Here is a 7,604-nt window from a genome sequence, read left to right as displayed (position 1 = left end):
GTAGTTACGGTACTTTAAGTTTTTATTTTATTGACAGAGTTTAATTAAGCTCTGTCAATAATTTGAAGAAGTTTTTCGAGATCATGTTCCGTATTGTAAAAATGAAATGATACCCTCAGTCCTGCACCGCGAGGAGAAAATAATACATGAGCATCCTGCATTCTTTTTGTCAATACCTCATCTGATTTGAGATTGAATATTGTAGAATGGGCTGTTCTTTGAGCTACTTCTGAAGTGAGAAGCCCTCTTTCGGTAAAAGCTTTTTTTGCAAGTTCGCTTAGTGTCTGTAGTTTTTTCTCTATAACGTCCATTCCCAATTGTTCTAAGTCCAGTATAGATTGTTTCAGCGTTCCGAAAGCAAGAGTGTCTAAATGGCCTGGTTCAAAACATAACGTCAAAAGCTTCTTATGTTTTAGGAAAGGTTCTTGCGGGAGAGCGTGATTGACTCTGTTCTGGTATAGATGGCTGTAAACATGATCTTTAATGAACATGAATCCATTGCCGTATCCGGAAAGCATCCACTTATAGCCGCTGCTCAAAAGTACATCAAGACCTGATTCTTCAAAATTAAAACTTTCTGTACCACAAAATTGCGTTCCATCGGCAACAATTAGCATGTCCGGGTATTCTTTTTTTAGTTTTTTAATGAAATCAAGATCAATTTTGATTCCGCTAATGTATTGGATCAAACTCAGTGCTAATATGGTTGGCTTAGAAGATCTGACTTTATTTAATATGTTTTGCTCCAGGTTTTCATCCAGTTCTGCGTATTCGATACTTTTGAAATTTCTGCTTTCTATTGGATAATTTACAGATGGGTAATCACTTTGTAATAGTAAGAAGCGATGAGAGCGGTCTAATCCGTCAAGGAAAGTATTAAATGCGATGGAGAAATTTTGAACAAGAAAAGTGTTTTCTGCTTTGGCTTTAAAAAATTTGGCTACGTGATCTTTGACGTCCTGGAGGAAATCTGCCTGATAAAGGCGGAATTTGCTTCCTTCTTGCACAAATTGTTCGTCGTGTGCTTTTCTCCACTGTTGTATAGATTGAGATAAGATGCCCGAACCGGCTGTGTCAAGATATATATAGTCATTTAGTACGGGAAATTGTTCGGTAAAATTCATGGCGTAAATGTAGCAGTTTACATTTACTTCACTTAAATCTCTACTATAAAAACATCTTTATCCTGGCTATAGGCCAGGATAAAGACATTGAGATTATTTTACACGTTCAACATAATCACCCGTGCGTGTGTCTATTTTAATTCTATCGCCTTGGTTTACAAATAATGGCACTTTTAATTCAATACCATTTTCTGTCGTTGCAGACTTTTGAGCTCCTGAAGATGTATCACCTTTAACAGCTGGTTCTGTATAAGTGATCTCCAGTTCTACAAAATTTGGTGCCTGGGCCATGATTGGTTCTTCACTTTCAAAAGAAACGATAACATCCATTCCTTCTTTCAGGAATTTGGCGGCAGGTCCAAATAAAGATTTTGGAATATTGAACTGCTCAAAACTGATATTGTCCATTACAACAAAATACTCGCCTTCTTCATATAGATATTGGAAGTCGTTGGTTTCCACACGGCAGATTTCAACCTGTTCGTCAGTCCCTAAACGTGCTTCTACGATTTTTCCTGTCTTGATGTTGCGAAATTTACCTAAGTAGAAAGCGCCACCTTTTCCTGGTGTACGGTGTATGAATTCTGTAACCGTTACCAGTTCGTTGTTATAACGTAAAATATTTCCTACTTTGATTTCGGATGCTTTTGCCATAAAATATAATTATAAAATTTGGCTAAAGATAGATTCTTTTTGCGTATTTATTTTCTTCTGATGTAAATGTGTTTTACATTTAATTTGCCTGTTTCCCTTTCATCTACTTCAAAGCGGTTGATGCTTTTGATTAAGGGAAGCAATCTTGGAAATCCGTAGTTTCTGGAATCGAAGTCTGGTTTTTTCTTGAGCATTAAACTTCCTAGCTCTGCAAGGGAAGCCCAGCCGTTTTCATCAGCAAGATCGGAAATGGTATCTGAAAATAGTTTAATGACCTTTGGATCTATCTTACTTAAGGGCTGCTGCTCTTTTTTGCTCTGTGGTTTTTTATCTTCTATTTCTTCTTCTACAGAAAGATCGGGTTTAAGGATTTCCATATAGATAAACTTATCACAGGCTTTAATGAATGGAGTAAGGGTTTTCTTTTCACCAATTCCTATAACGGTCATTCCTGCTTCTCTTAACCTCGTTGCTAATCTGGTAAAGTCACTATCGCTGGAAACGATGCAAAAGCCGTCAACTTTGCCAGTATATAAAATATCCATTGCATCTATGATCAATGCGCTATCGCTGGCATTCTTTCCTGTGGTGTAGCTGTATTGCTGGATAGGGGTAATGGCATTTTCAAGGAGCACTTTTTTCCATCCTGATACAGTGGGCTTGGTCCAGTCTGCGTAGATTCTTCTGAAGGTCGGAGTGCCGTATTTTGCAATCTCTTCAAACATTTCTTTTACGTTGGCATAGGGTACATTATCTGCATCAATTAATACAGCGAGTTTTAGGTCTTTTTTGATATCCATGATCGGGTAATACTTATTGGCTCTGTTTAGTACAATATACATTTTTTTATTTTAGCCTTGAGGCTGGCTAAATGAACTTATATTTGGCTATGGAATTTATTGAATTATGCAAGCCTTTTGACGCACTTAAACCTAAAGAACTCTATGATGTTTTGAAGTTAAGGAGTGAGATTTTTGTTGTAGAACAGCAATGTGTGTATCTTGATGCAGATGGAAAAGATCTGTCCTGCCAGCACTTAATGTTATATCATCAGAAGGAACTTGTCGCTTATGCAAGGATTGTTCCGCCAGGTATATCTTTTAAAGAGCCTTCTATTGGGCGGATAGTGAGCAGTAAGAGGGTGAGAGGAACTGGTTTTGGAAAGGAACTGGTGAGATTGGCTATAGATAATTGTATCCGCTTGCACGGAAACAGGGATATCAAAATTGGGGCACAGCAATACCTGAAAGCTTTTTATGAATCATTTGGTTTTAAAGCAATAGGAGAGGTTTATGACGAGGATGGTATTGATCATGTACATATGCTGAGATCTGGTATTTCTATTTAATGATTATCTGTTTTTTAATGAAGTTTATTACATTTACAAACGTTCCATAGGGTGGAACAAATTGTATTTGCATGATCAATCACTAGTCCCGAATTCGTCTTGTTTAAAGAAAATTTATCCGAATTGAGAAATCCAATTGTTTTGCTCAGTGTATTTTTAGTGCTATCTTGTTTTGGATTGTCCTGTGAAAGGAAACCTGTTGCTATTGTGGGTAAAAAATATAGCATTTATGTTCTGGGTAAAGATGGAAAGGAGTATCTCCTGGAGACTAATACATTAGACAGTGGTAAAATTCTGCCTGAAAGACAAGGTGTATTGTTAGATCCGGCAGAAACGGATAGGGATATCATTGTCAGAGATGGATATTATTATCATTTAAATAGGAAAACGGAGTCATTTACTAAATACAGATTACAAGAAAATCAAATTGAAGAAACGGCTTCTGTTCCGTTAAAGGGTTTTACTATAGAGAATTATTATTGGATAGGACAGGATTCACTTTTACTGGTTGGTCTGGATACCGACAAATTTAGTCAGGTGAGATCTGTTTTAATCCAAAGTGATAAAATGACTTTGATCAAAGCAGTTGATTTGGATATTCCGAAGCCCTCAGGAGTGTTTAATTCTACATTTGTTGGCTTTGTTGAGCACCGGGCCAATAAGTTGTTTATTGGTTACACCTATCATCAAAGATTAAGTCCTTCTAGTTATACCACTAGTGATACGATGTATGTGGCAGTGTTAAAATACCCTGAGCTGGCCCTAACGAAAATAGACAAGGATATACGTTCTACTTATCCTGGGGGAACCAATCTGATACAATCTTATTCTTTTGAAGATGAACAGCGTAATTTCTATTTTATGAGTTGTCCAGGTATTGCCCTGGGGAATAGACCTGATCTCCCCACCGGGGTATTCAGGATAAAAGCTGCGGATGATACATTGGATAAAAGCTATTGTTTAGACATTTCCGGATCTGTGATTGGTAATCATGCTTATGGAATCTGGTATCTTGGAGATCAGAAAGCAATTATTAGAAGTGAAAGAAAGGATCTCTTTAAGGGATTAAGTGATCATTATAGTACTGCACATTTTGAGTTCTATCTACTCGATCTGGCTTCAAAAAAGGTGGTCCGTAAATTGGAGCTTCCGCTGGATAAGGGAACCAGAAGAGAATGTATAATTGTAAAAAACGGTGTAGCGTATATTGCTGTAAATTCAACTAAAGAAGGCAATTTTATCTGGCTTTATAACCTGACCACAGGTGCTTTGAAAAAGGGGCTAGAGCTCTCCGGGAATACAGATTTTATCATGAGAATTGACCAGTTAAATCTTTAAATGTTATGTATGTGATCAAAAAGTTTTTAGTTGTTTTACTGGTGTTGATGGGTACCGGTATATATGCGCAGCAGCGGCCAAATATCATTTTCGTACTTGCTGACGATATGGGGTATTCTGATTTAAGTTGTTACGGAAACCCTGTGATTATGACCCCATTTTTGGATATGATGGCACAAAAAGGTGTTAGGGCGACAAATTATGTAGTTTCAAGTCCGGCATGCACACCCTCCAGGGCATCTTTATTAACCGGGAGGTATGCCTCCCGGATGAATTTAGGATCTGTAATTGGTCCGGGATCTTCTCTGGGGATTCCTGATCAGGAAGTAACTATAGCGGAAATGCTTAAAGGGGTGGGATATACCACAGCTATGATTGGTAAATGGCACCTGGGCGACCATACAGTTTATAATCATCCAATGTCTCAGGGATTTGATTCCTATTATGGAATGCTCTATAGCCACGACTATCGAACACCTTATGTTAAAACGGATACAACATTGAAAATTTTCCGTAACCATAAACCGGAGGTATTTAGGCCGGCTGATTCATCGCTTACAGAATTGTATAAAACTGAAGCTGTGAATTATATTAGTAAGCAAAAGAAGGGAAAACCTTTTTTTCTTTACCTGGCCCATAATATGCCGCATTTGCCTGTGGCTTTTGCTTCTGCGGTAAAAAACAAGGGGCGTTCTGAAGGTGGGCCTCTTGGTGATGTGGTGGAGCAACTGGATGCCAGCCTGGCTGAAGTTTGGGCTGCTGTAGAAAAAAGTGGACTGGCTGACAATACAATTTTTATATTTTCAAGCGATAATGGGCCATGGATAGATTATCCTGAACGTATGTCTGGCGATGGCGAAACAAAACGCTGGCATGCAGGAACGGCAGGTGTTTTCAGAGGAAGTAAGGGGGAGAGTTATGAGGGCGGTGTACGTGAACCTTTTATTGTTTACTGGAAAAACCATACTCAACCGGGTACTACTTTAACCAACATGATCAGCAACCTGGATGTATTGCCCACGCTTGCGCAGTGGACTGGGGCGAAATTGCCCGAAGGGCGAACACTTGATGGTCAGACTATTTCTGACGTTCTATTGGAAAAGGGACGTAAACATCCTGCGCACAGAGAAATCTACATTGTAAATAACGGTATTTGTGAGGCTGTACGGAAAGACAATTGGAAATATAGAGAAGTGAAGGGTGGGGAAATTAAAAATGGAATTCTAGATAAAAACGTGAAAAGCAAGACTGAATTGTTCAACCTTGCTTTTGATCCAGGAGAGAGAACGAATGTCATCAATGATCATGCAGATATTGCGCATGAGTTGAAACTGCTGTTTGATCACTTTCCAGGATATAAAGAAAATTAACTGACCTCCAGAACAATTTTTCCATTAACACCTCCGGAGGATATCAGGTCCTGGGCTGTAGCTGCTTCTTCCAGCTGCATGGTCTTTGCAATTTGTACTTTGATTTTTCCGGCTTCAACAAGTGCTTTTCCAAAAGCCAGTTTTTCATAAGCGGGGGTTGAGTTTACAAATTTTGCTGTTATGCCATGTTGTTTGGCCAATTCATCAGAAGTTGGCATAACCAGACTTAATAGTTTACCACCCTTTTTAACCAGGGGATATGATTTTGTTTGTGTTTCGCCGCCAACAAGGTCTGCGATCAGGTCGATATCAGAAACCAATTGACTGAAATCCTGAAATTTGTAATCAATGACTTCATCTGCACCTAATGACTTAATCAGGTCTAAACCCTTACCTGAGGCTGTTCCAATTACGTAGGCGCCCAATGCTTTGGCCATTTGTATTAAAATGGTTCCTACACCGCCTGATGCGCCATGAATCAATATTTTTTGACCAGATTCCAAATCACCGGCTTCGATTAGCAGGCTGTAGGCAGTGGTTAGTGGAATTGTAAGTGCTGCGGCTTCGGCCAGTGTAACATTAGTTGGAATGGTGGAAACAATCTGTTCCTTTATAGAAATATACTCTGCATAGGATCCGCTGGATGGATTGGCAAATACCTTGTCCCCAATTTTTAATCTGTTTACCTGTTCTCCAACGGCTTCAACAGTGCCCGCAACATCTATTCCAGGTGTATAGGGGAAAGAAATAGGGACTATTTTTTGCATGGCACCTGAGCGCACCTTGATATCCCATGGATTGACAGTTGTAGCAGAGATTTTAATGAGTACTTCTCCTGCTTTTGCTTTGGGTTGATCAGTTTGATGGAGTTCCAGAACCGTGGAATCACCATAATTTGAAAATTGGATGGCTTTCATATGCTTGGGGGTGTTTTTGATATTGCCTTATGTAGATTACAACAGTAGAATTCCTTACTTGTTTAAACAAAGTTCTATCCAAACTGGTCCATGGTCACTCGTTTTTTCCCACCCACGTACGTGTCGGTCAACTCCCGCAGCATGTAAATGCTCCTTCAGTTGTGGGCTGAGGAGAAAATGGTCAATCCGTAAGCCCGCATTCCTTCCATATGCATTTCTAAAATAGTCCCAAAAGGTATATATTATCTCATTTGGATACAGCTTACGTATGGCATCGGTCCATCCCTGGTCTATTAGTTTTTGGAAGGCCGCGCGGGTTTCAGGCCTAAATAGAGCGTCATCTACCCAGCGTTCAGGTTTATAAACATCGAGTTCGGTTGGCATTACATTGTAATCTCCGGTTAATACCACGGGTTGGCCGGAACTTAGTAGTTCTGCTGCATGGAGTCTGAATCGTTCAAACCACTGTAGTTTATAATCAAACTTTGGTCCGGGAGCAGGATTGCCATTTGGCAAGTAAAGACAACCCACCACAATTCCGTCGATTAAGGCTTCGATGTAACGACTATGCAGGTCTTCAGGATCGCCTGGAAGGCCGCGTCTGATTTCTTTTATATTATCTTTTCTGGACAGTATAGCAACACCATTCCAACTTTTTTGTCCATGCCAGATGGCGTGATAGCCTGCGTCTTTTATGGCCTGTTCCGGAAATTTTTCCTGTGGTGCTTTCAATTCCTGCAAGCAAGCTACATCTGGAGCTGCTTCTTCCAGCCAGCGAAGTAATACAGGAAGGCGCCCATTAACACCATTGACATTATATGTTGCTATTTTCATAGAGAATAACCTAAATGAG

8 protein-coding genes are annotated in these 7,604 nt (G+C 39.5%); 3 read left to right on the top strand and 5 right to left on the bottom strand.

Going from position 1 to position 7,604, the window contains the following annotated elements; translation table 11 throughout:
- Positions 1–44: 44 nt before the first annotated feature.
- The 3 genes from VNZ46_RS00215 to VNZ46_RS00205 all read right to left on the bottom strand — a co-directional run bounded on the left by VNZ46_RS00215 (position 45) and on the right by VNZ46_RS00205 (position 2,620).
- The gene (locus VNZ46_RS00215; RefSeq protein ID WP_325558051.1) at positions 45–1,124 is read right to left on the bottom strand and encodes an aminotransferase class V-fold PLP-dependent enzyme; all 1,080 of its coding nucleotides are present in this window, start codon (positions 1,122–1,124) and stop codon (positions 45–47) included.
- Positions 1,125–1,217: 93 nt separating this feature from the next.
- The gene (gene efp / locus VNZ46_RS00210) at positions 1,218–1,778 is read right to left on the bottom strand and encodes an elongation factor P (RefSeq protein ID WP_108554985.1); all 561 of its coding nucleotides are present in this window, start codon (positions 1,776–1,778) and stop codon (positions 1,218–1,220) included.
- A gap of 47 nt (positions 1,779–1,825) precedes the next feature.
- Positions 1,826–2,620, bottom strand: a complete 795-nt coding sequence (locus VNZ46_RS00205; RefSeq protein WP_325558050.1) for an NYN domain-containing protein — start codon at positions 2,618–2,620, stop codon at positions 1,826–1,828.
- 29 nt (positions 2,621–2,649) lie between these two features.
- Between VNZ46_RS00205 and VNZ46_RS00200 the strand changes: the two genes are divergently transcribed.
- The 3 genes from VNZ46_RS00200 (at position 2,650) to VNZ46_RS00190 (ending at position 5,834) form a co-directional block, all read left to right on the top strand.
- A complete protein-coding gene (locus VNZ46_RS00200) occupies positions 2,650–3,126 on the top strand; it encodes a GNAT family N-acetyltransferase (RefSeq protein WP_325558048.1) in 477 nt (158 codons plus the stop codon).
- Positions 3,127–3,333: 207 nt separating this feature from the next.
- The gene (locus VNZ46_RS00195) at positions 3,334–4,464 is read left to right on the top strand and encodes a DUF4374 domain-containing protein (RefSeq protein WP_325558046.1); all 1,131 of its coding nucleotides are present in this window, start codon (positions 3,334–3,336) and stop codon (positions 4,462–4,464) included.
- A gap of 5 nt (positions 4,465–4,469) precedes the next feature.
- On the top strand, positions 4,470–5,834 hold the full coding sequence (locus VNZ46_RS00190) for a sulfatase-like hydrolase/transferase (RefSeq protein ID WP_325558045.1): 1,365 nt from the start codon (positions 4,470–4,472) through the stop codon (positions 5,832–5,834).
- On the opposite strand, the gene VNZ46_RS00185 is transcribed toward VNZ46_RS00190, so the two are convergent.
- Complete coding sequence (locus VNZ46_RS00185) at positions 5,831–6,751, bottom strand: NADP-dependent oxidoreductase (RefSeq protein WP_325558044.1); 921 nt, start codon at positions 6,749–6,751, stop codon at positions 5,831–5,833. The two genes, VNZ46_RS00190 and VNZ46_RS00185, sit on opposite strands and share 4 nt — an antisense overlap.
- A 54-nt stretch (positions 6,752–6,805) precedes the next feature.
- Positions 6,806–7,585, bottom strand: a complete 780-nt coding sequence (xth, locus tag VNZ46_RS00180; RefSeq protein ID WP_325558052.1) for an exodeoxyribonuclease III — start codon at positions 7,583–7,585, stop codon at positions 6,806–6,808.
- Between the last annotated feature and the right edge of the window lie 19 nt (positions 7,586–7,604).

Source organism: Pedobacter sp. (genome assembly GCF_035566355.1).
Lineage (GTDB): Bacteria > Bacteroidota > Bacteroidia > Sphingobacteriales > Sphingobacteriaceae > Pedobacter.
The sequence above is the reverse complement of the archived record's forward strand: the minus strand, read 5'-3'. Positions and strand labels throughout refer to the sequence as shown.